The 21,060-nt window shown below is 64.0% G+C and carries 14 protein-coding genes and 1 tRNA gene; 6 read left to right on the top strand and 9 right to left on the bottom strand.

The genetic code is table 11. The features are described from left to right. Positions 1-149 precede the first annotated feature (149 nt). The 3 genes from KB554_RS10120 to hemW form a co-directional block, all read right to left on the bottom strand. Entirely contained in the window at positions 150-2,324 is a 2,175-nt protein-coding gene (locus KB554_RS10120; RefSeq protein WP_211035929.1) for a glycogen debranching enzyme N-terminal domain-containing protein, read from the bottom strand. Positions 2,325-2,430: 106 nt separating this feature from the next. Then, on the bottom strand, positions 2,431-6,681 hold the full coding sequence (glgP, locus tag KB554_RS10115) for an alpha-glucan family phosphorylase (protein WP_211035927.1): 4,251 nt from the start codon (positions 6,679-6,681) through the stop codon (positions 2,431-2,433). A 147-nt stretch (positions 6,682-6,828) separates the two neighbouring features. Next, entirely contained in the window at positions 6,829-7,941 is a 1,113-nt protein-coding gene (gene hemW, locus KB554_RS10110; protein WP_211035924.1) for a radical SAM family heme chaperone HemW, read from the bottom strand. Between the two features lie 422 nt (positions 7,942-8,363). Between hemW and pckA the strand changes: the two genes are divergently transcribed. Next, entirely contained in the window at positions 8,364-9,971 is a 1,608-nt protein-coding gene (gene pckA, locus KB554_RS10105; RefSeq protein WP_141428486.1) for a phosphoenolpyruvate carboxykinase (ATP), read from the top strand. A 298-nt stretch (positions 9,972-10,269) separates the two neighbouring features. Continuing rightward, the gene (locus KB554_RS10100) at positions 10,270-11,709 is read left to right on the top strand and encodes an alpha/beta fold hydrolase (RefSeq protein ID WP_211035922.1); all 1,440 of its coding nucleotides are present in this window, start codon (positions 10,270-10,272) and stop codon (positions 11,707-11,709) included. Between the two features lie 55 nt (positions 11,710-11,764). Here KB554_RS10100 and KB554_RS10095 read toward each other — a convergent pair whose 3' ends face one another. The 4 genes from KB554_RS10095 to pyrH form a co-directional block, all read right to left on the bottom strand. Further along, a complete protein-coding gene (locus KB554_RS10095; protein ID WP_141428488.1) occupies positions 11,765-12,391 on the bottom strand; it encodes a DUF3575 domain-containing protein in 627 nt (208 codons plus the stop codon). A gap of 93 nt (positions 12,392-12,484) precedes the next feature. Then, entirely contained in the window at positions 12,485-13,042 is a 558-nt protein-coding gene (gene frr / locus KB554_RS10090) for a ribosome recycling factor (protein ID WP_141428489.1), read from the bottom strand. A 6-nt stretch (positions 13,043-13,048) separates the two neighbouring features. Further along, positions 13,049-13,642, bottom strand: coding sequence for a TlpA disulfide reductase family protein (locus tag KB554_RS10085; protein WP_211035920.1), 594 nt, complete (start codon positions 13,640-13,642; stop codon positions 13,049-13,051). 2 nt (positions 13,643-13,644) lie between these two features. Further along, a complete protein-coding gene (pyrH, locus tag KB554_RS10080; RefSeq protein WP_141428491.1) occupies positions 13,645-14,352 on the bottom strand; it encodes a UMP kinase in 708 nt (235 codons plus the stop codon). Positions 14,353-14,549: 197 nt separating this feature from the next. On the opposite strand from pyrH, the gene dxs reads away from it, so the two are divergent. After that, complete coding sequence (gene dxs, locus KB554_RS10075; RefSeq protein ID WP_211035918.1) at positions 14,550-16,430, top strand: 1-deoxy-D-xylulose-5-phosphate synthase; 1,881 nt, start codon at positions 14,550-14,552, stop codon at positions 16,428-16,430. A 56-nt stretch (positions 16,431-16,486) separates the two neighbouring features. Beyond that, entirely contained in the window at positions 16,487-17,011 is a 525-nt protein-coding gene (locus tag KB554_RS10070; RefSeq protein WP_232522845.1) for a lipocalin family protein, read from the top strand. A 1-nt stretch (position 17,012) separates the two neighbouring features. Here KB554_RS10070 and KB554_RS10065 read toward each other — a convergent pair whose 3' ends face one another. Further along, positions 17,013-17,771, bottom strand: a complete 759-nt coding sequence (locus KB554_RS10065) for a YaaA family protein (protein WP_211035916.1) — start codon at positions 17,769-17,771, stop codon at positions 17,013-17,015. Between the two features lie 79 nt (positions 17,772-17,850). After that, positions 17,851-18,624, bottom strand: a complete 774-nt coding sequence (locus KB554_RS10060) for a radical SAM protein (RefSeq protein WP_211035915.1) — start codon at positions 18,622-18,624, stop codon at positions 17,851-17,853. A gap of 252 nt (positions 18,625-18,876) precedes the next feature. Here KB554_RS10060 and KB554_RS10055 point away from each other — a divergent pair, with 252 nt between their 5' ends. Continuing rightward, complete coding sequence (locus KB554_RS10055) at positions 18,877-20,148, top strand: pyridoxal phosphate-dependent aminotransferase family protein (protein WP_141428495.1); 1,272 nt, start codon at positions 18,877-18,879, stop codon at positions 20,146-20,148. Positions 20,149-20,826: 678 nt separating this feature from the next. Next, a tRNA-Gly gene (locus tag KB554_RS10050) sits at positions 20,827-20,899 on the top strand. Positions 20,900-21,060: the final 161 nt, after the last annotated feature.

Genomic DNA, 21,060 nt, shown 5'->3' with positions numbered 1-21,060 from the left:
TCGAATAATTTGTTGTTATGCCGCCTGCGCGCGCCGATCCTTTCGCGCGCGTTTGCCGCGCTCCGGGATCAGGTCCCTCTCTGTGTCCTTCCCGTCCGGGGAAGGGCGCCGTCCGTCACAATCCTTTGTGCGCCCGGGCTTGTCGTTGCTTATTTCATCGTTTTTTTCTTCGTCCCGCCGGAGGGCGCCGTCGCTTTCCGGGCTTTTCCTGCGGCCGGTTCCGCAGCCTTCTTCCCGCTCTTCTCGGCGGTTTTCGCGGCTGATTTCCCGGCGGTTGCCGCTTTCGCGGCCGTGTCCTTTGCCGGCTTTCCGGGGGTCTTGGCGGCCTTCTCCGTTGTCTTTCCGGCTTTCGCCGCCGTTTTCCGCGTTGCGGAGCCCTTCGTCTTTTCCGGGGCGGGACGGCGCGTGAGCACCATGTGGTAAATCTCGAGCACCGCGCCTACGCTCCACGCCTGCGAGATCGCGCCGCGCGCCGCATAGGGAGGATCGGCGTCGTAGAGTTCGCCGATCGAACCGATGCCGTAGGACTGGATGTCCTCCTCGAAGTTCGCCAGAATCTCCTCGGCCTGCGGCAGGAACGAGTCCCCGTCGATGTCGAAGCAGGCCCTGACGTAGAAGGAGAGCAGCCAGGGCCATACCGAGCCGTTCTTCGACGCGAAGTCCCGCTCCTCGGGCGTACCTTCCTGCGAACCCCGGTAGAGGGGGTTGCGGGGCGAGAGCGTCCGCAGACCCTTGGGCGTCAGCAGATGCTGGCGGACGGTGCGGATCACGTCGATCCGCATCCGGTCATCGACGGGCTTGTAGGGCAGGCTGCAGGCGAGGATCATGTTCGGGCGGATGCTCTTGTCGGGCCCCGTCTCGTCCACGTAGTCGGCCAGATAGCCTTCGGGCAGGGCGAACAGCTCCCGGAATGCGTTTTCGATGCGCTCCGGAAGAGCCTCCCACGCCTTGACGAAGGCTTTGTCGCCCTGACTGCGCGCCAGTTCGAGCGTGTAACGGACGGCGTTGTACCACAAGGCATTGACCTCGACCTGATAGCCGTTGCGCAGCGTGACGGGCCGGCCGCCGATCATGGAGTTCATCCACGTCAGGGGAATCTCGTCGGACGACGCCCATACGAGCCCGTTGCCGTGCAGGGCGACCCGTCCCGCGATACCCCGGCGGTAGGCTTCGAGCACCTCCTTCATCGCGCCTCCGTAGCGGTTCCACACCGCTTCGTCGCCGATCGTCCCGCCGAGCCGCTGGAGAGTCCAGAAGAACCACAGCGGGGCGTCGGCCGCGACGGCCGCCGAGGCCGTTGCGGCGAACATGCCGTCGCGCATGTTCCGCACTTCGGTGTCGAGGACGTCGATGCAGTCCTCCTTGTGCTCTTGCAGCAGGGTGATTCCCGGCAGGGCGACGAAGCTCTGGCGTCCCGAGACGCCGTGCCACGGATAGCCTGCGATGACCTCCGTGCGGCCGCCCGGCCGGCGGATCACGAACTGGCGCGCCGAGTGCTCGAGGCAGCTCAGGAAGTCGATCTTGTGCGTGCGGCGTGCGATCGAGGCGGCGAATACCTCCTCGATGGTCTTCGTCGAACCCATCTCGTCGAGCGAGGCCGAGAAGATGATGCTTTCGCCCTTCTTCAGCTCCGTTTCGAAGTAGCCCGTGGTCATCAGATCCTCGTGCCCCTCGTAGCCGCGGGCGAGGTCCTGCAGGTATTCGAAGTTGTAGTACCAGTCGGGGGCCGGAACGAATTCCGTGCCGGGTTTGCTGGTCTGGAGGTAGAGCCACGGGAACGAGCCGTAGAGGCGGCACTTCACGCCGTTCACCGCGGGGTAGGAGTGCCCGTCGGCCTCCATGTTGGCGTGCGTCAGCGCGTGTTTGTCGCGGAAGGCGAGGAACGGGCGCAGCCGCAGCCGGGTCTCGGAGTGGGCGTCCACGAGCGTGTAGCGTATCATCAACTGCGTCCGCTTGTGAATCCACAGCATCTCCTTGCGGAGGATCACGCCGCCCACGCGGTAGGTGATCGTCGGGGTCGGCGTGTATTCGAAGTCCGTGATATACTTGTGTCCGCGCGGTTCGTACACTCCCGGGAAGCGGTGCAGGGCCAGGTTGAACGTCTGGTCGTGCTGGATGACCGTCTCGTCGAGCGACGACAGCAGGACGTAGGTCCTGCCGCTGTCGTCGATGGGGGCGACCATCAATCCGTGGTATCGGCGGGTGTTGCAGCAGACGATGGTGGTACTCATGTAGCCGCCTATACGGTCCGTAGCGAGCATCTCCCGCTGGAGCGAGTACTCCAGGTTTCCCAATTCGCTTTTGTCGAAGGTAAGTGCTGACATATGCTTTAAAATACGGTTCGTCTTATAAAGATATTCGATTTTTCGGGATTTTGCAACCGGCGGATCGAAATTTCACACTTTTTTACCATACTTCATGCCGGGTGCGTCATGCCCACTTCACCAGTGCGAAGTCCATGCGGTGCGGCAGGTGCGGATTGCTGGGATAGACGCGCAGCGCCACGTCGTACGTGCCCGTCTCCTCGGGCGTGTAGTCGAGCGCATAGGTCACCTGCCGGCCCTCCACGCGGGTCCGCGCGAGCTGGATCGTCCGCGTGACGTTCACCGACTGTCCTCCGACGATCTGCTGCGCCACGACCATCTCCACGCCGATGTCCTCGGGCCGCAGGTTGGCCACGTCCACCGTCACGGCGAAGTGGTACTTCTCGCCCACGCAGACGGCCTCCTTGTCGATCATCACCCGCTCGACGTCCACCACGCGCACCTCGTCCCAGGCGGCCGAGACCTTGCGTTTCCACGCCGCGATCTCGCGGGCGAGGCGGTAGGTGTCGGCGCACAGCTCGCGCTTGCGGGCGGCGAGCTTGTCGTAGAAGCGGTTTTCGTAGTCGGTGAGCATGCGGTTGGTGGTGAAGTTCGAGGCGATCTCCGCCACGCATTTCTTGATCGAGGCCACCCACTCGTGCGGCGTGCCCTGCGCGTCGCGGGCGTAGTATTTCGGGGCGATCTGCTCCTCGATGGTGTTGTAGATCATCTCGGCGTCGAGCTCGTCCTGATAGCGCTGCTCGGAGAAGGTGCGCTCCATGGGGAGCATCCATCCGGCGCCCTCCTTGTAGCCTTCGACCCACCAGCCGTCGAGCACGGAGAACTGCATGACGCCGTTCATCACGCACTTTTCGCCCGACGTCCCGGAGGCTTCGAGCGGCCGGGTGGGGGTGTTGAGCCACACGTCCACGCCCTGCACCATGCGGCGGGCCAGCTCCATGTCGTAGTTCTGCAGGAAGATGATCTTGCCGACGAACTGCGGCATGGCCGACACCTCGACGATCCGCTTGATGAGGTCCTGCCCGGGCTTGTCGTTGGGGTGGGCCTTGCCCGCGAAGATGAACTGCACGGGGCGCTCCTTGTTATTGACGATCTCCGACAGCCGGTCGAGGTTCGTGAACAGCAGGTAGGCGCGCTTGTAGGTGGCGAAGCGGCGCGCGAAGCCGATGGTCAGCACCTCGGGCTTGATGCCCTCGATGATGCGGAGCATCTGGGCCGGCGATTCGAGCCGCACCTGGCTGGGGTCGCTGTACCGTTTGCGGATATGGCGGATCAGCTTGTCCTTGAGTTTCATGCGCTCGCCCCAGAGTTCGGCGTCGGGGACGGCGTTCACCTTCTGCCAGGCGGGGATGTCGTAGGTGTGTCCCTCGAATCCGTCGGCGAAGTAGCGGGCGTAGAGGCGGCGCATCGACGTGGCGATCCACGTCGGGAAGTGCACGCCGTTGGTGACGTAGCCGATGTGCAGCTCGTTCTTGAAGTAGCCGGGCCACATGTTGCCCAGAATGTCCTTCGATACCTCGCCGTGGAGCCACGACACGCCGTTCACCTCCTGCGAGAGGTTGCAGGCCAGCACCGACATCGAGAACTTCTCGTTCGGGTCGTTGGGGTTGGTCTTGCCCAGGTTGATATACTGCTCCCAGGTGATGCCCAGCACGTCGGGATAGTGCGACATGTACTGGCGGATCATCGGCTCGGGGAAGGCGTCGTGTCCGGCCGGAACGGGGGTGTGCGTCGTGAAGAGCGACGACGAGCGCACGACCTCCAGCGCCTCCGAGAAGGAGAGCCTGCGGTGGTTGATCATTTCGCGGATGCGCTCGATGCCGATGAAGGCGGCGTGTCCCTCGTTGCAGTGATAGACGTCGTGCCGGACGCCCAGCTTGCGCAGGGCGCGGATGCCGCCGATGCCCAGCAGGATCTCCTGCTTGAGGCGGTTCTCCCAGTCGCCGCCGTAGAGGTAGTAGGTGATCTGGCGGTCCTCCTCGAGGTTGGCCTCGAAGTCGGCGTCGAGCAGGTAGAGGTCCGTACGGCCCACCTGGCATTTCCAGATGCGCGCCGAGAGCGTGCGGCCCGGGAAGGCGATGGTGACCGTCATCCAGCCGCCGGCGTCGTCGCGCACGGGCGAAATGGGCAGCTTGTAGAAGTTCTGCGCTTCGTAGGTGGCCTCCTGCGCCCCCTGGGCCGAGAGCCGCTGCGTGAAGTAGCCGTAGCGGTAGAGCAGGCCCACGGCGGCCATCGGCACGTTCTTGTCCGAAGCCTCCTTGAGGTAGTCGCCGGCCAGGATGCCCAGACCGCCCGAATAGATCTTCAGCGACGAATGGAGTCCGTACTCCATCGAGAAGTAGGAGATCGTCGTGGTCTTCGGGTCGGGCTTTTCGTTCATGTAGTCGCGGAACTGCGTGTGCACGGCGTCGAGCTGCGCGAGGAAGTTCGGGTCGTGCTCGAGCTCTTTGAGCCGTTCGACGCTCAGCTTGTCGAGGAAGGCGATCGGGTTGCGGTCCGAAGCGGCCCACAGGGCGGGGTCGATGCCTTCGAACAGGTCGCGGGCGCCGGGATTCCAGCTCCACCAGAGGTTGCGCGACAGCTCCTCGAGGGCGTGCAGCCGTTTGGGCAGCGTCTTATCGACCATCATGCGGTTCCAGTTGGGCTTTTCGACGAAAAGCTGCTGACGCACGAAGTTGATCTGTTCGGTCTTCGACCCCCCGTCGTCCAGCACGGCGCGGTTGGTCCGCACGACGGAGCTTTCGACCGCCTCGGAATAGGCCTGCTCGTAGGCCGGGTAGAGGTGCTCCCAGAGCGCCGTGGCCGAGAGGTCGGCGGCCGAGACGCGCACTTCGTTCACGTGCTTGTCGTCGAGCGCGGCGAAGCGCACCAGCGCGTCGGCGATCTGCTCCTCCACCTCCCGGTCGTTGTAGTCGTCGCGGCGGATCACCTCCACGCCGGCGTGCTCGCGGTGCTTTTCGGCCCAGATGCCGAAGCCGGCCAGCGTCGTGGTGATCGTCGGCACGGAGAAGGCGATCGATTCGAGCGGCGTGTACCCCCACGGCTCGTAGTAGGAGGGGAAGACCGTCAGGTCCATGCCCGCGAGCAGTTCGTAGTAGTCCTTGTCGAAGATGCCGTCGGCCCTGTTGAGGTAGGTCGGCACGAAGATCACCTTCACCTTCGATTCGGGCGTCGTGAGAATGCTGTCCTTCAGGGCGTTCACGATCGGGTCCCATGCCGGATTCTCCAGCAGGTGAGTCGAGTGGGCGTACTGTGCCGGGTCGATGGGCTGCGCGGGATCGGCCAGATGGGCCTGGAGGTCGGGGCGCGGGCCGCGGTTGCCGGCCGGCACGGTGATATAGGCGAGCACCTCGCGCCGGAGCTTGTCCGACGCCGCGAGCTTCTTGAGCGACTCGATGAACACGTCGATGCCCTTGTTGCGGAATTCGTAGCGGCCGCTGGTCCCGACGATCAGCGGCTCGGAGGCGAACCTGCATCCCAGGCACGCCTCGGCTACGGCGATCAGGGCCTTGCGGGCCTCGTCGCGCTTGGCGTAGTACTCCTCGCCGGTCCATACGAAGTCGTTCTCGAAACCGTTGGGCGTGATGCCGTCCGGTTCGCGGCCCAGGAGAAACTTGCATTCGTTGGCCGTGATGTCGCTCACGGTGAGGAAGGCGTCGTGGTTCGCCGCGGCGGTCTTCTCGATCGAGTGCTTGGCCGTGACGTTGAACTGGCGGGCCAGTTCGTCGGCGTTGAACTTCGCGAGGTCGCTGTAGAGCGGCAGGCGGTTCCCGGCGATGCAGCGGCCCATGACCGTGGCGTGCGTGGTGAACACCGTGGCCACGTAGGGGGCGTATTTGCGCAGGTAGAGGCCTCCGGCGGCCGACATCCATTCGTGGAAGTGGGCGACGATCTTTTCGGTCGAGGAGCAGAAGGTCTTGACGTAGGAGGCGATCACCGTGCCCGCGGCGTAGCCGAAGAGCACCGGCTCGATGTAGTCCCACTGCCCGGAGAGCGAATCGACGTGGTAGCTCTCCCAGAGCTTGGTGAGGATTTCGTCCTTGCGCGGGATGAGCGAGGTGAAGTCCACCAGTACGGCCAGCGGCTCGCCCTTGATCTTCCAGCGGCCGATGCGGATGCGCAGGCCCTCCGAATAGACCGCCTGACGCCAGGCTTTGAGCAGGGTCTGGTCCTCCTCGAATTCGGGATTCGTCCCTTCGTGCGAGAGGTCGGGGCCGATCAGGATGTAGCGGTCCCCGAATTTCCGGGTCACGGTCTGGGCCTTGGTCGAGATGACGGTGTGGATGCCGCCTACTTTGTTGCATACCTCCCAGCTTGCCTCGAACAGGAAGTCGGGAGCGAGTCTTGCGTTGCTCATATTCTTTTCTTTACTTGTATGTGCTGAAACGGGCTGAATTCGGGGGCAAAGGTAATACTTATATTTATAAAAACAATCCGAATCCGATCTTATTAAAAATATTTAATAATAACTTAACGTTTCTGTTTCACTTGGTTGCGCCGGCTGTTATGTTTCGAAAAGCGTTTCGATCACCGCATCCGACAGCAGCATGCGCCGGGGCGGAACAGCCAGCCGTCCTCCGCGGATTTCGGCCGCGCCCGTCTCCGTCCACGGGCGGACCTCCCGGACGATCCGCGCGGTCCGTTCCGCCCCGAACAGCGCTTCGGTCTCGGCGAGGCCGATTCCTTCGGCGGTGCGCAGCCGCGTGAGGAGGTATTCGTTGAAGCGGTCCCGTTCGGAAAGGGTTTCGCTTCCGGGTTCGGCGCCCCCGATGTATTGCGTAACGGAAGCGACGTTCCAGTGACGTTCCCGCCCGTCGAACGAGTGGGCGGCGGGGCCGATGCCCAGATACTTCGCGCCGTGCCAGTATGCGGCGTTGTGGCGGGCGCGGAATCCCGGGCGGGCGAAATTCGAAACCTCGTAGTGTTCGTATCCCGCGGCGGTGAGCGTATCGTGCACGAGGCCGAACTCCGCTTCGCTGACCTCCTCCTCCACCGGCGCGAAGTCGCCCCGCGCGGCGCGGCGTCCGAAGGTCGTCGCGGGTTCGATCGTCAAATGGTATGCCGAAATGTGTTCGGGGCCGAGCGCCAGCGCCGTGTCGAGCGACCGCCGCAGCGTGTCGCCGCCGAATCCCGGCACGCCGAAGATCAGGTCGATCGTCAGGTTCCCGAACCCGGCTTCCCGGGCCCGTCTCACCGATTCGGCGGCCTGCGCCGCCGTGTGGCGGCGGTTCATCAGCTTCAGACACGCGTCGTCGAAGGACTGTATGCCGATCGAGAGGCGGTCGATGCCGGTCCGGCGGAGCGCCTCCAGGTATGCCGGCGTGAGGTCGTCGGGGTTGGCTTCGAGGGTCGTCTCCTCGACGGCCGAGCAGTCGAACAGCTCCGCGGCACGGGCCAGCAGCCCTCCGATCGTCTCCGGCGGACAGAGCGACGGCGTGCCGCCCCCGAAATAGCGCGTGCGGACAGGTTCGCCGCCCAGATAGTCGCGGCGCGCTTCGAGTTCGCGGCGCATCGCCTCCGCGAGCGGCTCCATGCGGTCCAGTTCGACGCTCTTGTAAAAGTCGCAGTAGGCGCAGACGCGCTTGCAGAAGGGAATATGGAAGTAAAGACCGGCCATAGCTACCAAAGATAACGAAAAATTCCGGATCCTGTTGCCGTTTCCTCCTGATTTCCTCCGGGTCCGTTTCCGTCCGGTCCGTCTTTTCCGGGTGTTTCGCTCTCTTCCGCACCGCCGTGCGGGCGGTCGCGCCTTCCGGACCATCCTGCTCCGGCGGATGGCGCGGACCGTGGGCGGCGGGGCGTTTGCGGACGAGGGGGCGGATTCCGCCCCTCGCGGGCCGGGGCGACCTGCGTATGTATTTGCAGGTTAAACCTATATGCGTATTGGAAAAAATAATAAATATTTTTCGTAATTTTTACTGTTATTCTTTTCACAAGAATAAAAGTTTTTCTACCTTTGTGCCGTCGGATTCCGCACATACGGAAGTGCGGCGTGCGACGTTGGAAAGAGAGTGGATTTCTAATTAAATATCAATTGCTATGGACAAGATGGATCTGAAAAAGTACGGGATCACGGGCGTGACCGAGATCGTGTACAATCCCTCGTACGACGAGCTGTTCCGTGAGGAGACCAAGAAAGGCCTGCGCGGCTTCGAGAAGGGTCAGTTGACCGACATGGGCGCCGTGAACGTGATGACGGGCGTCTATACCGGCCGTTCGCCCAAGGACAAGTTCTTCGTGATGGACGAGACCACCAAGGATACGATCTGGTGGACCTCCGACGAGTACAAGAACGACAACAAGCCCGTGACGAAGGCTGCGTGGAAGGAGCTGAAGAAGATCGCTTCGAAGGAGTTGTCGGGCAAGAAGCTCTACGTGGTGGACACCTTCTGCGGCGCCAACGAGAACACGCGTCTGAAGATCCGCTTCATCATGGAGGTGGCCTGGCAGGCTCACTTCGTGAAGAACATGTTCATCCGTCCGACGGACGCCGAACTGGAGAACTACGGCGAGCCCGACTTCGTGGTGCTCAACGCCTCGAAGGCCAAGGTGAAGGAGTACAAGAAGCTCGGCCTGAACTCGGAGACGGCCGTCGTGTTCAACCTCACCGAGAAGATGCAGGTGATCATCAACACGTGGTACGGCGGCGAGATGAAGAAGGGTATGTTCTCCTACATGAACTACCTGCTGCCGCTCAAGGGCATCGCTTCGATGCACTGCTCGGCCAACACGAACGAGAAGGGCGAGACGGCCATCTTCTTCGGTCTGTCGGGAACCGGCAAGACCACGCTTTCGACCGATCCGAAGCGTCAGCTCATCGGCGACGACGAGCACGGCTGGGACGACGACGGCGTATTCAACTTCGAGGGCGGCTGCTACGCCAAGGTCATCAACCTCTCGAAGGAGAACGAGCCGGACATCTGGAACGCCATCCGCCGCAACGCCCTGCTGGAGAACGTGACGGTGGACAAGAAGGGCAAGATCGACTTCGCCGACAAGTCGGTGACGGAGAACACCCGCGTGTCGTACCCGATCTTCCATATCGACAACATCGTGAAGCCCGTATCGAAGGCTCCGGCCGCCAAGAAGGTGATCTTCCTCTCGGCCGACGCATTCGGCGTGCTGCCTCCGGTTTCGATCCTGACTCCCGAGCAGACGAAGTACTACTTCCTCTCCGGTTTCACGGCCAAGCTGGCAGGTACGGAGCGCGGTATCACGGAGCCCACGCCGACCTTCTCGGCCTGCTTCGGCGCCGCCTTCCTGTCGCTGCACCCCACCAAGTACGGCGAGGAGCTCGTGAAGCGCATGCAGCAGTCGGGCGCTACGGCCTACCTCGTGAACACGGGTTGGAACGGCACGGGCAAGCGTATCTCGATCAAGGATACGCGCGGCATCATCGACGCCATCCTCGACGGCTCGATCGACAAGGCCCAGACCAAGACGCTGCCGATCTTCGACTTCAAGATCCCGACCGCTCTGCCGGGTGTGGATCCCAAGATCCTCGATCCGCGCGACACCTACAAGAGTGCCAAGGATTGGGACGTGAAGGCCGAGGACCTCGCAGGTCGCTTCGTCAAGAACTTCACGAAGTTCACCGGCAACGAGGAGGGCAAGAAGCTCGTGGCTGCCGGTCCGAAACTGAAATAATCGCCGCCCGGTCGATCCGGGTCGCCGGCGGGAGGTCCTTCGGGATCTCCCGCTTTTTCGTTCTGGGGCGGCACGAGGGCCGGTCGGAGTCGCCGTTCCGTTGCACCGTTTTCCGGTCGGTCCGGGCCGTCACGACCGTTCCCGCCCTTCCGGTCGCATCGGGGCCGTTCGGAGATTTCGGGCGTGCCGGAGGCGGGATGCCGGTCGGAAATTCCGGCGGTCCGGCGCATGTCCGGCGTTTTTTTCTATCTTTGCGAAAAGGGCCGCATCGTCGCGGCCCCGGAAAAATACCGTATCCATGAGATCCCGACTGTTCGTTCTCTTCGCGTTTTGTTTCGTGCCGCTCTGCGCCGCGGCGCAGGATTTTGCCGGCGTGTGGGAGGGTGCGCTCTCCGTCAATGGCGGCAGCGTGCGGCTGCTGTTCCGCGTTTCCGCTTCGGAGCGGGGATATGAGGCCGTGCTGGACAGCCCCGATCAGGGTGTGCGGGGAATTCCCGTGGATTCGGTCTCCGTCGGCGGTTCGGAGGTCGTCTTCGGCGTTGCGGCGTTGCAGGCCTCCTACCGGGGCGCGCTGCTGCCCGGAGATATGCTTGTCGGGGTGTTCCGGCAGGGCGGGATGGATTTCTCGCTGCTGCTCAGACGCCGCGATCCGGCTGCGACCGCCCGGCCGCAGGAGCCGCGGCCGCCCTATCCCTATGTGAGCCGCGAGGTGTCGTTTCCGAGCCGGGCGGAGGGCGTGACGCTTCGCGGTACGCTGACGTTGCCCGCCGGGGAGCGTCCTGCGGCCGCCGTGGTGCTGGTGACCGGAAGCGGGCAGCAGAACCGCGACGAAGAGGTGTTCGGCCACAAGCCTTTCCTGGTGATCGCCGATTTCCTGACGCGCCGCGGGATCGCCGTGCTGCGTTACGACGACCGCGGCTTCGGTGTGCCGGAGGAGGAGCGGCGGCGTCTGCTGGAGCGTGCCGCGACGGCCGATTTCGCGCTCGACGCGCTGGGGGCCTTCGACTTCCTGCGTGCACAGGTAGGTTCCGGTTCGCCGCAGGTCGGGATTCTGGGCCATAGCGAAGGCGGGACGGTCGCCTTTCTGGCTGCTGCGGAGGAGCCGCGGGTGGCGTTCGTGGTGTCGATGGCGGGGCTGGCCGTCCGGGGCGACCGGGCGAGTCTCCGGCAGAACCGCCGGGCGATGGAGTTGCAGGGGTTCGATGCCGCCCTGACGGAGGCGTGCTGTTCGCTGCTGGAGCGGATTTATGCGGAGGTCCGGGAACGTCCGCAGGAGCGTCTGGCGGCGGAGTGCGGGGAGGTGAAGGCCCGTCTTGCGGCCGCGGAGCCGGCCGTGTCGCTGCCGCGGCCCGTCCGGGAGAGGCTGTTGGCGCTGCTCGACGAAGCCGCCTCGAATGCGTGGGTTTACCGTTTCCTGACCTTCGATCCGTCGGAGGCGATCGCTCGTGCGGGCGGCCGCCCCGTGCTGGCGCTCAACGGATCGCTCGACCGGCAGGTGGACGCCGCGGAGAATCTCGGGGCGATCCGCCGGCTGCTCGCCTCTTCGGAGCGGCTGACCGTCCGGGAGTACGGGGGACTGAACCATCTGTTCCAACCCTGCACGACGGGCGACGTCTCCGAATACGAGACGATCGGCGTGACCGTGGCCCCCGAAGTGCTCGAGGAACTGGCGGCATGGATCGCGGCGGTGGGGGCGGAAGGCGCACGGACAGGAGCTGCCCGTTCCGACGGCCGGTGAAAACGTAGCGGGAGGTCCCGAGGGGCCTCCCGCTACGGTATTCGTGCGGCGGCGGTCACCGCTCCCGGGGTTTGAAGATGCGGTAGCCGATCGAGACGCCGATCTTGTTGGGATACCATTCCGACGAGCCGTTGAACGGGTCGGGATGCTCGGGCTGCACCGGCCGGTGGGGGTGCATGTCGATCTCGCCGTCGAAGCTGTAACCGTTGTAGTGGCTGTCCATCCACGACCAGCCCAGGAAGGCGTCGAGCAGCCACCGTTCGCCCAATTGGCGTTCCCAGCCCACGCAGAGACCGATCATCATGCCGTAACCCTTGCAGTAGCGGTCCTCGAACTTGAGCGACCAGTTCTCGATGTAGGGTTTCGACATGTCGAAGGCCATCATGCCGAGGTTGGCTCCCAGGTACCAGCCGCGGTTGTGCTCCTTGAAGTAGCGGCGGTATTCGCCCATGAAGATCGCGAAGAGCATGTGTTTGCTGTCGATCGACTTCCAGGGCGAGACGACGATGTCGGTCTGCAACGTGGATTTGGGCGAGACGGCGAACTCCACCGAGGGGTTCACCACGCCTACCAGCGCATAGAGCGCGTTGAGTTTCACGTATCCCTGGGCGGCGGCGCGCTGCGGCCCGGCGAGCGGTGCGAGGAGCAGGAGCAGCGCGGCTTTGCAAAGCAGGTTTCTCATGACGTCGAAAGGGTTGGGTCGGGCAAATATATGAAAAAATCCGGCCCGATTCATGCCGGGGCCGGATTTTTTCGCGGTGCGTGCGGTTGCGCGTCACACGGTCATGATCTCCTTCTCTTTCTTCGCGATCGCCTCGTCGAGGAGTTTCGTGAACTTTTCGAGCAGCTTCTGCGACTGGGTTTCCCCGTCCTTCGATTCGTCCTCGGGCATACCCTCCTTCTGGGCCTTCTTGAAGGCTTCCACGGCATCGCGGCGGGCGTTGCGCAGCGAGATGCGGGCCGTTTCGGCCTCGCCGCGCACCTGCTTCACGAGGTCCTTGCGGCGCTCCTCGGTCAGGGGCGGGATCGACAGGCGGATCTGCTCGCCGTTGTTCGAGGGCGTCAGTCCGATGTTCGAGTCGATGATCGCCTTCTCGATGGGGCGCAGCATGTTCTTGTCCCACGGCTGGATCAGGATGGTCTTGGCGTCGGGCACGGTGACGCTGGCGGCGCCCGACACGGGAACCTGCGAGCCGAAATAATCGACCATCACGCCGTTGAGCACGTTGGGCGACGCTTTGCCGGCGCGCACGTTGAGCAGCTCCTCCTCGAGGTGGTCGATGGCCTTCTGCATGCGGAGGGAGGCTTCGTTGAGAATCGTCTTGGTATCCATAAGTCTCTATCGGGTTTGATTTTCGAGCGTTTTTTCGATGGCGCGCAGCAGGGCGTCGAACTCCTCGTCGTCGTAGTCCACGGAGGCCAGGACCACCTTGCCCTCGCGGTCGATCAGGAAGTTGCGCGGAATGTAATTCGAGGCGTAGAGGCCGAACACGGCCTTCGTCGAATCGAGCCCCATCGGGAAGTCGTAGCCGTTCTTTTCGCGGAACGCCCCGACGGCGCTGCGCCCTTCGCCGCGCGATACGGGCAGGAAGACGAAGTCGCGACCGGCGAAGCGTTCGATGATATCCTTCCCGACGCGCGTCATCTCCTTCCGGCAGGGCGGACACCACGTGGCCCAGAAATTCAGCAGGACCACCTTCCCGCGCAGCTCCGAGAGGGTGACCTGCGAGCCGTCGAACATCGTGACGGTGAAATCGGGGGCCTCGTCGCCCGCCCGGACGAGCGTGGCGGCTTCCTCTTCCGTCGTACCGCCCTTCGCCGCGCGGCCGCCGCACGAGGGCAGCAGCAGGATGACGGCCAGGACGATGGCGATCAGCGCCAGCAGTATCCAGAGCGACCGGTCGCTTTTTCTCTTCTTTCGGATCGTCTTCATCGTTACGGCTTTACGCGTGTTCCGATTCCCTCTCCGGCAAGTACCCTGCCGAGATTGCCCGCGGTGTCCATGTCGAACACGACGATTTCGAGCCGGTTCTCGCGGCAGAGCGTGAAGGCCGTGAGGTCCATGACCTTGAGCCGCCGGGCGAGCACCTCCTCGAAGGTGATCTCGTCGAACTTCACGGCGGCGGGGTCCTTCTCCGGATCGGCCGTGTAGATGCCGTCCACGCGCGTGCCCTTCAGCAGGACGTCGGCCTCGGTCTCGATGCCGCGCAGCGCGGCGGCCGAATCGGTCGTGAAGTAGGGGTTCGACGTGCCGCCTCCGACGATCACCACGTAACCCGCCTCGAGGTACTCGATGGCGCGGGCCTTGGAGTAGTATTCGCCCACGGGCTCCATGCGGATCGACGTGAGCACCTTGCACTTCACGCCGTTGTCCTCGAGCGCCGACTGCAACGCCAGCGAGTTGATGATCGTGGCCAGCATTCCCATCTGGTCGCCCTTCACGCGGTCGAAACCCCGCTTGGCGCCCGTGAGGCCGCGGAATATGTTGCCGCCGCCGATGACGATGCCGATCTGTACGCCGGCCGCCGCCGCATCGCGGATCTGTTCGGCGTAGGATTGCAGCACGGCGGGCGAAAGCCCGTACTGCTCGCGTCCCTGCAGCGATTCGCCGCTCAGTTTCAGAAGTATTCGCTTGTATTTCATGGTCCGTGGCGATTTATCGTATTGCGAAGATAGGAAAATTTTCGGAATAATCCGCAATCGGTTCCGATCTTTCCGGACGCTCTTCTCCGTGCGGGCGATTCGCCGAATAAAATTTGGCATTGCGCCGCTCTTGCACTATCTTTGCGAGGAATAACCCCGGTCCGGGGCGCGCGCCGCGCGTCCCGTGTGAACAGAAAATGGCGGAAAACTTTGAATTGCTGCATACGGTCTCCTCGCCGCGCGATCTGAAAAAGCTCTCGCCGGAGGAGTTGCGCCGCTATTGCGACGAGCTGCGGCGGTATATCATCGACCAGTGCGCGGTCAATCCGGGCCATCTGGCCTCGAGCCTCGGCGCTGTGGAGCTGGCCGCCGCGCTGCACTATGTCTATGACACGCCCGAGGACAAGATCGTCTGGGACGTCGGCCACCAGACCTACGCCCACAAGATCATCACGGGGCGCTGCGAGGCGTTCCGGACCAAGCGGCGCCTGGGAGGCATTAGCGGCTTTCCGCGCATGGCCGAGAGCGAGTACGACGCCTTCGGGGGCGGGCACGCCTCGGTGTCGATCTCCGCGGCGTTCGGCATGGCCAAGGCCGCCGAGCTGCGGGGCGAGCGGCGGAAGGTCGTGGCCGTGATCGGCGACGGCTCGATGACCGGCGGCCTGGCGTTCGAGGGGCTGAACAACGCCGGAGCCAGCAAGCGGACCGACCTGCTGGTGATTCTCAACGACAACCACATGGCCATCGACCAGGCGACGGGCGCGCTGAAGAACTACCTGCTGAAGATCTCGACCTCGGTGCACTACAACCGGTTCAAGCAGCGGCTGTGGGGCCTGCTGTCGCATACGCCGCGTCTGCTGCGCCTGTGCCAGCAGGCGGGCAACGCCGTCAAGCAGGGGGTGCTCAACAAGAGCAATCTGTTCGAGAGCCTCAATTTCCGTTACTTCGGGCCGGTGGACGGCCACAACCTCGGGGAGTTGGTGCGGACGCTGCGCGCGATGCACGACATCGAGGGACCTAAGCTGCTGCACGTGATGACCGTAAAGGGCAAGGGCTACCTTCCGGCCGAGCACGATCAGTCGGTGTGGCATGCCCCGGGGTGCTTCAACCCCGACACGGGCGAGCGGATCGCCCCGAAAGGCGGCCCGGCCCGCTACCAGGACGTCTTCGGCGAGACGCTGCTGGAACTGGCCCGCCTCGACGCCCGCGTGGTGGGCGTCACGCCCGCCATGCCGTCGGGCTGTTCGATGAACATTCTGATGCGCGAGATGCCCGACCGCTGTTTCGACGTGGGCATCGCCGAAGGGCACGCCGTGACCTTCTCGGCCGGACTGGCCGCCGCGGGGATGGTTCCCTTCTGCAATATCTATTCGACCTTCATGCAGCGCGCCTACGACAACGTGATTCACGACGTGGCGATCCAGGACCTGCCGGTGGTGATGTGCCTCGACCGGGGCGGCCTGGTCGGCGAGGACGGCGTGACGCACCACGGAGTCTTCGACATGGCCGCCTTCGGCGCCGTGCCGGGGCTGGTGATTGCCGCGCCGATGAACGAACCCGAACTGCGTGATCTGATGTACACGGCCCTCCGGTCGGGGCATCCCTTCATGATCCGCTATCCGCGCGGCTGCGGCGAGGGGCTGCCGTGGCGCGGTGAGGCGTTCCGCGAGCTGCCCGTGGGGCGGGGACGCCGCCTGCGCGACGGCTCCGACGTGGCGCTGGTGACGGTCGGTACGGCCGGCAACGCCGCCGCCCGGGCCGCGGAGCGTGCGGCGGAGGCGGGCGTGCGCGTCGCGCACTACGATCTGCGTTTCGTCAAGCCGCTCGACGAGGCGTTGCTCGACGAGGCGGGCCGCCGCTTCAGGCGGGTGGTGACCGTCGAGGACGGCTGCCTGCGCGGCGGTGTCGGCGAGGCCGTCGCGGCGTTCTTCAACGCCGGGGGATACGATGTACGGGTCCGTTCGCTCGGCATCGGTGACGAATGGGTCGAACACGGTACGCCGGCCCAGTTGCAGGCCCTTTGCGGATACGACGAGGAGGCCGTCCTCCGGGCGCTGCTCGCGGCGGCCGGGAAGTGACGCGACGCCCTTTCGGCACGGATTCTGCGGGGCGTTTCGGAAAAAGTTCGCGGAGTATGAAAATCGTGATTATCTGTCTGCTCGTGGCGCTGATGGCGGCCGCGGTGACCTACGGCATGAGCCGTTCGGCGCGGATCGACTCGGCACCGGTCTCGTCGTTCGATCTCGGACGCTATCTGGGGACGTGGTACGAAATCGCCCGTTACGACAACCGTTTCGAGCGGGGCCTGCAGGAGGTGCGTGCCGAATACCGGCTTCTCGCACCCGGCCGCATCGAAGTCGTCAATAGCGGCGCGGATGCCTCGGGCCGCCGCCGCGAAGCCGTGGGCAGGGCCCGTCCGGGCCGCAGGCCGGGGCAGCTGCGGGTGTCGTTCTTCTGGATTTTCTATTCGGACTACAACGTGCTGGCGCTGGGCGACGACTACGGCTGGGCGCTGGTCGGCGGCGGCTCTCCGAAATACCTCTGGATTCTTTCGCGCACGCCGTCGCTTCCGCAGGAGACGCTGGAACGGATTCTGAAGCTGGCCTCCGACCGGGGGTACGACACCGACCGGCTCCTGTTCGTCGATCAGACGCGGTGACCTATCGCAGCGTGAAGTGCGGCTCGTCGCCGCGGCTGCGTTCCGGGTCGAACCGGAATCCTTCCCATTCGAACGTTTTCAGCCCCTCCGGGTCCGCGATGCGATGCCGGAGGATATGGCGTGTCATCTCCCCGCGGCACATTTTCGCATAGACGACGACGGTTTTCATCCGGTTGCCTTCGCGGATGCGGAATTCGGGCGTTACGACCCGCACCTCGCGGCAGACCCGCTGCCAGTCGAAGAGCCGTTTCATCTCGGCGCTGGCCAGATTGACCAGCACGCCGTCGTCGCGGCGGACCCGCTCGATGAGCGGTCCGGTCAGCCGGTCCCGCCACCATTCGAAGAGATTCGGCGCCTCCTCGCCGGGCGGAGCGACGCTCCCTTCGAGGCGGTAGGGGCGGATGGCGTCGAGCGGACGGAGCAGTCCGTAGAGGAACGAGGTGATGCTGAGGTGTTCCTGCGCGTAGGCGAAATCCGCGGGCGAGAACTCCGCGGGGGCAATATGTCTGAAGACGACGCCCGTGTAGGCGGTGATGGCCGGGAGCTGCGGTGCGTCGTGGAAGGCGAGGTAGCGGCGGCGGTTTTCGGCGGCGATGCGCGGGTTCACGCGCAGCATCCGTTCCAGCTCCCCGGCGGGCAGCGCGGCCAGCCGGAGGGCCAGTCCGGCAGCTTCCGCCTCGAAGAGCGGCCGGGTCGTGCGGGGCGCGGCGACGGCGGCGGTGCCGGTCATCGTCTTGGCGCAGGAGATCAGAATCTGCATGGCAGGGGAATTTCGGAAGATCGGAACGGTTCGGGAACGAACGCCCGGCCGGCGGGCGCTTCCATCGTGACGGAGCGGATCATGCGACCGAGCAGGGAATGCCGAGGGCTTCGACGCGGGAGGCGATGGCCAGCAGCTCCTCGCGGGGAACCTTTTCGAGCGTTTGGCAGGGGGTGTCGCGGTCGAGCGAATAGACCATCACCTGCCGGGGGCGGATTTCGTCCGCGAGGGCGAGCCATGCCGCGACCTCCTCTTCGGTGGTATTGTCGATCGGTGCGCCGCCGCACTCGCCGCGCAGGAACATGGTCTGTAGGATCATGCGCCCCCCGAAACGCTTCATCCGCTCGACGGTGTCGCGGACCGAATAGGCGGGGCTCTGCGGGTTGTTCATCCGGCGCACGGTCGCATCGAGCGCCGAGTCGAGCTTCAGGATGTTGTTGTCCACCCGCGACAGGGCGCGGCAGACCTCCTCGCGGTGGAGCTGCGTGGCGTTGGAGAGCACGGAGACCTTCGCTCCGGGGCACAGCCCGTCGCGCAGGGCCAGCGTGTCGTCGATCACCTCCTCGAACCGGGGGTGCATGGTCGGCTCGCCGTTGCCCGCGAAGGTGATGACGTCGGGCGGCGTGCCTGCGTCCACCATGCGGCGCAGCGTCTCGCCGAGCAGGCGGCGGACGTCGTCGCGGGCGTTGAACCGGCGCGCTCCGGGGTGGTCGGCATTCCAGCCGCATTCGCAGTAGATGCAGTCGAACGAACAGAGTTTCGACTCCGTGGGCAGCAGATTGACGCCCAGCGAGAGGCCCAGCCGCCGCGAATGCACCGGGCCGAAGATGATGTCGTGATAGAGTGAGGTCATACGGCAAAAATAGGGAAAATTCCCGGAATATGTCCTCCGGAGCGCCGGAAAACCCGCCTCGCGGAACACTCCGGGCGGAACGGCTGCGCGGCGGGCCGCTCCGTCCGGTATCCGGGGCGAAAAATAAGTATAAATACGCATCCCCGTGGTACAAAAAACGGCTACTTTTGACTGCCGAATCGGTTCGATTCGCGCCTTTGTGTGTCCGAATCGAACGAAAATGGAGGTTAAATTACATTAAATCAGATAAATATGGTTGATATTTTTGCACGCCTCGAAAAAAATGCGGGCGGACCTATCGGTCAGTACATGTCGTACGCTCACGGCTATTTCGCCTTCCCGAAACTCGAGGGCGAGATCGGTCCCCACATGGTGTTCCGGGGAAAGAAGATGCTCAACTGGAGCCTGAACAACTACCTGGGACTGGCCAACCATCCCGAGGTGCGCAAGGCCGATGCCGAAGGCGCCGCCGAGTTCGGCATGGCGGCTCCGATGGGAGCGCGCATGATGAGCGGCCAGACCAAATACCACGAGCGGCTGGAACGCGAGTTGGCCGAGTTCGTCGGCAAGGAGGACGCCTTCCTGCTCAACTTCGGCTACCAGGGCATGCTGTCGATCATCGACTGCCTGCTCACCCCCCGCGACGTGGTGGTTTACGACGCCGAGGCGCATGCCTGCATCATCGACGGCCTGCGTCTGCACAAGGGCAAGCGCTTCGTCTATGGCCACAACGACATGGATTCGCTGCGTCTGCAACTCAAACACGCCACCGAACTGGCCGAGGAGCAGAACGGCGGCGTGCTGGTCATCACCGAAGGCGTGTTCGGCATGAAGGGCGACCTGGGCAAACTCGACGAGATCGTGGCGCTGAAGAAGGACTTCCAGTTCCGCCTGCTGGTGGACGATGCGCACGGCTTCGGTACGATGGGCGAGGGCGGCCGCGGCACGGCTTCGCATTTCGGCGTGGTGGACGGCGTGGACGTGCTTTTCAACACCTTCGCCAAGTCGATGGCCGGCATCGGAGCATTCGTGAGCGGCCCCCGCTGGCTGATCAACCTGCTGCGTTACAACATGCGTTCGCAGCTCTACGCCAAGTCGCTCCCGATGCCCATGGTGATCGGCGCGCTGAAGCGTCTGGAGCTGATCCGCAACCACCCCGAGTACCAGCAGAAACTCTGGGAGATCGTCCGCGCATTGCAGAGCGGTCTGAAGGAGAACGGGTTCAATATAGGTGTGACGAATTCGCCCGTGACCCCCGTTTTCATGAAGGGCGGCATTCCCGAGGCGACGAACCTGATCGTCGATCTGCGCGAGAACCACGGCGTGTTCTGTTCGATCGTCGTCTATCCGGTGATCCCGAAGGGCGAGATCATTCTGCGCGTGATTCCGACGGCGGCCCATACGCTCGAGGACGTGAACTATACGCTCGAGGCGTTCAAGTCGGTGCGCGACAAGCTCGAAAGCGGTTACTATGCGAGCCTGCCCATTCCGGTCCGCGCCGACGAGGGATTCAAGGTCCGCTGATCCGGTCCCGGTTTCGGCGGGAGCCCGATTCCCGGATAAATTCGCGACACCTCCGGCCCTGCGGCCGGGGGTGTCTGTTTTTCGAGAGGCATTCGGGATGGGTGCGGAGCCGGTTCGGAACGGGCCTTTCGGCCGGGCCGGGAGATCTGCGTTTTCCGTAGGATTTTGTTCCCGGACGGAAGCCGGACCGGCGAGGCGGACGGCCCCGTTTCCCGGGAGTCTGGTCCGGACGGGCGGAAGGACGGGGTGTTCCGGTCCGATGGCATTCGCTGAAACCGTCGTTTGGAACAGGGGGAGAGGGCCTCTCCGGACGGTTGTCAGGGGATGGGAGCTCGTTGCCCGGATGTTGCCCGGAAACTGCCTGGAAGTGAAGCCGGGGCTCCGGGCCGATCGGCCGAATGATTTCTCCTTCCGGGGACCGGATTGTTTGGGCGTTTCGGCGCGAATTTCGGCGCGGGTCCCGGTTGCGGCATTTCGGGCCGGAAGATGGCCGGGCCGGAAGCGGTCACGGTGTCGGTTTTTGCCGCGGCCCTGCCGCCGTGAGTCGCGGCATTTGACGGCCGGATGGCTCTGAGCATGCCTTTGGCGGCGGAATCCGGAATTTTCCCCGGAAAATTTTGGCGGAATGAATTTTTCCGTTTATATTTGCAGTCCCGAAACGAAAGTTTCGGCATATTTGCGGAAATAGCTCAGTTGGTAGAGCGCAACCTTGCCAAGGTTGAGGTCGCGGGTCCGAGTCCCGTTTTCCGCTCGGAGAACCTTTGAAAGAAAAGGAGACAAGAAGCAAAATCCTTATGTATCAATGATACGTAAGGTTTTTTGTTTTCGGGGCATAGTGTATTCGGAATCGGGTTGTCCTCTTCTCGATCCGGCCCCGTTCGTCCCGGTCCGGGAAGAGGACGCGAATTGCGG

It is taken from the genome of Alistipes sp. Marseille-P2263 (assembly GCF_018101075.1).
GTDB classification, from domain to species: Bacteria; Bacteroidota; Bacteroidia; order Bacteroidales; family Rikenellaceae; genus Alistipes; species Alistipes dispar.
Note: the sequence above shows the minus strand (reverse complement) of the source record. Positions and strands in the feature narration are given on the sequence as shown.

Coding starts and splice junctions, on each gene's coding strand:
- KB554_RS10055 (WP_141428495.1), top strand. CDS start 18,877: ATGGTTGATATTTTTGCACGCCTCGAAAAAAATGCGGGCGGACCTATC.
- KB554_RS10085 (WP_211035920.1), bottom strand. CDS start 13,642: ATGAAGACGATCCGAAAGAAGAGAAAAAGCGACCGGTCGCTCTGGATA.
- KB554_RS10100 (WP_211035922.1), top strand. CDS start 10,270: ATGAGATCCCGACTGTTCGTTCTCTTCGCGTTTTGTTTCGTGCCGCTC.
- KB554_RS10120 (WP_211035929.1), bottom strand. CDS start 2,324: ATGTCAGCACTTACCTTCGACAAAAGCGAATTGGGAAACCTGGAGTAC.
- pckA (WP_141428486.1), top strand. CDS start 8,364: ATGGACAAGATGGATCTGAAAAAGTACGGGATCACGGGCGTGACCGAG.
- KB554_RS10065 (WP_211035916.1), bottom strand. CDS start 17,771: ATGCAGATTCTGATCTCCTGCGCCAAGACGATGACCGGCACCGCCGCC.
- pyrH (WP_141428491.1), bottom strand. CDS start 14,352: ATGAAATACAAGCGAATACTTCTGAAACTGAGCGGCGAATCGCTGCAG.
- dxs (WP_211035918.1), top strand. CDS start 14,550: ATGGCGGAAAACTTTGAATTGCTGCATACGGTCTCCTCGCCGCGCGAT.
- KB554_RS10095 (WP_141428488.1), bottom strand. CDS start 12,391: ATGAGAAACCTGCTTTGCAAAGCCGCGCTGCTCCTGCTCCTCGCACCG.
- frr (WP_141428489.1), bottom strand. CDS start 13,042: ATGGATACCAAGACGATTCTCAACGAAGCCTCCCTCCGCATGCAGAAG.
- hemW (WP_211035924.1), bottom strand. CDS start 7,941: ATGGCCGGTCTTTACTTCCATATTCCCTTCTGCAAGCGCGTCTGCGCC.
- glgP (WP_211035927.1), bottom strand. CDS start 6,681: ATGAGCAACGCAAGACTCGCTCCCGACTTCCTGTTCGAGGCAAGCTGG.
- KB554_RS10070 (WP_232522845.1), top strand. CDS start 16,487: ATGAAAATCGTGATTATCTGTCTGCTCGTGGCGCTGATGGCGGCCGCG.
- KB554_RS10060 (WP_211035915.1), bottom strand. CDS start 18,624: ATGACCTCACTCTATCACGACATCATCTTCGGCCCGGTGCATTCGCGG.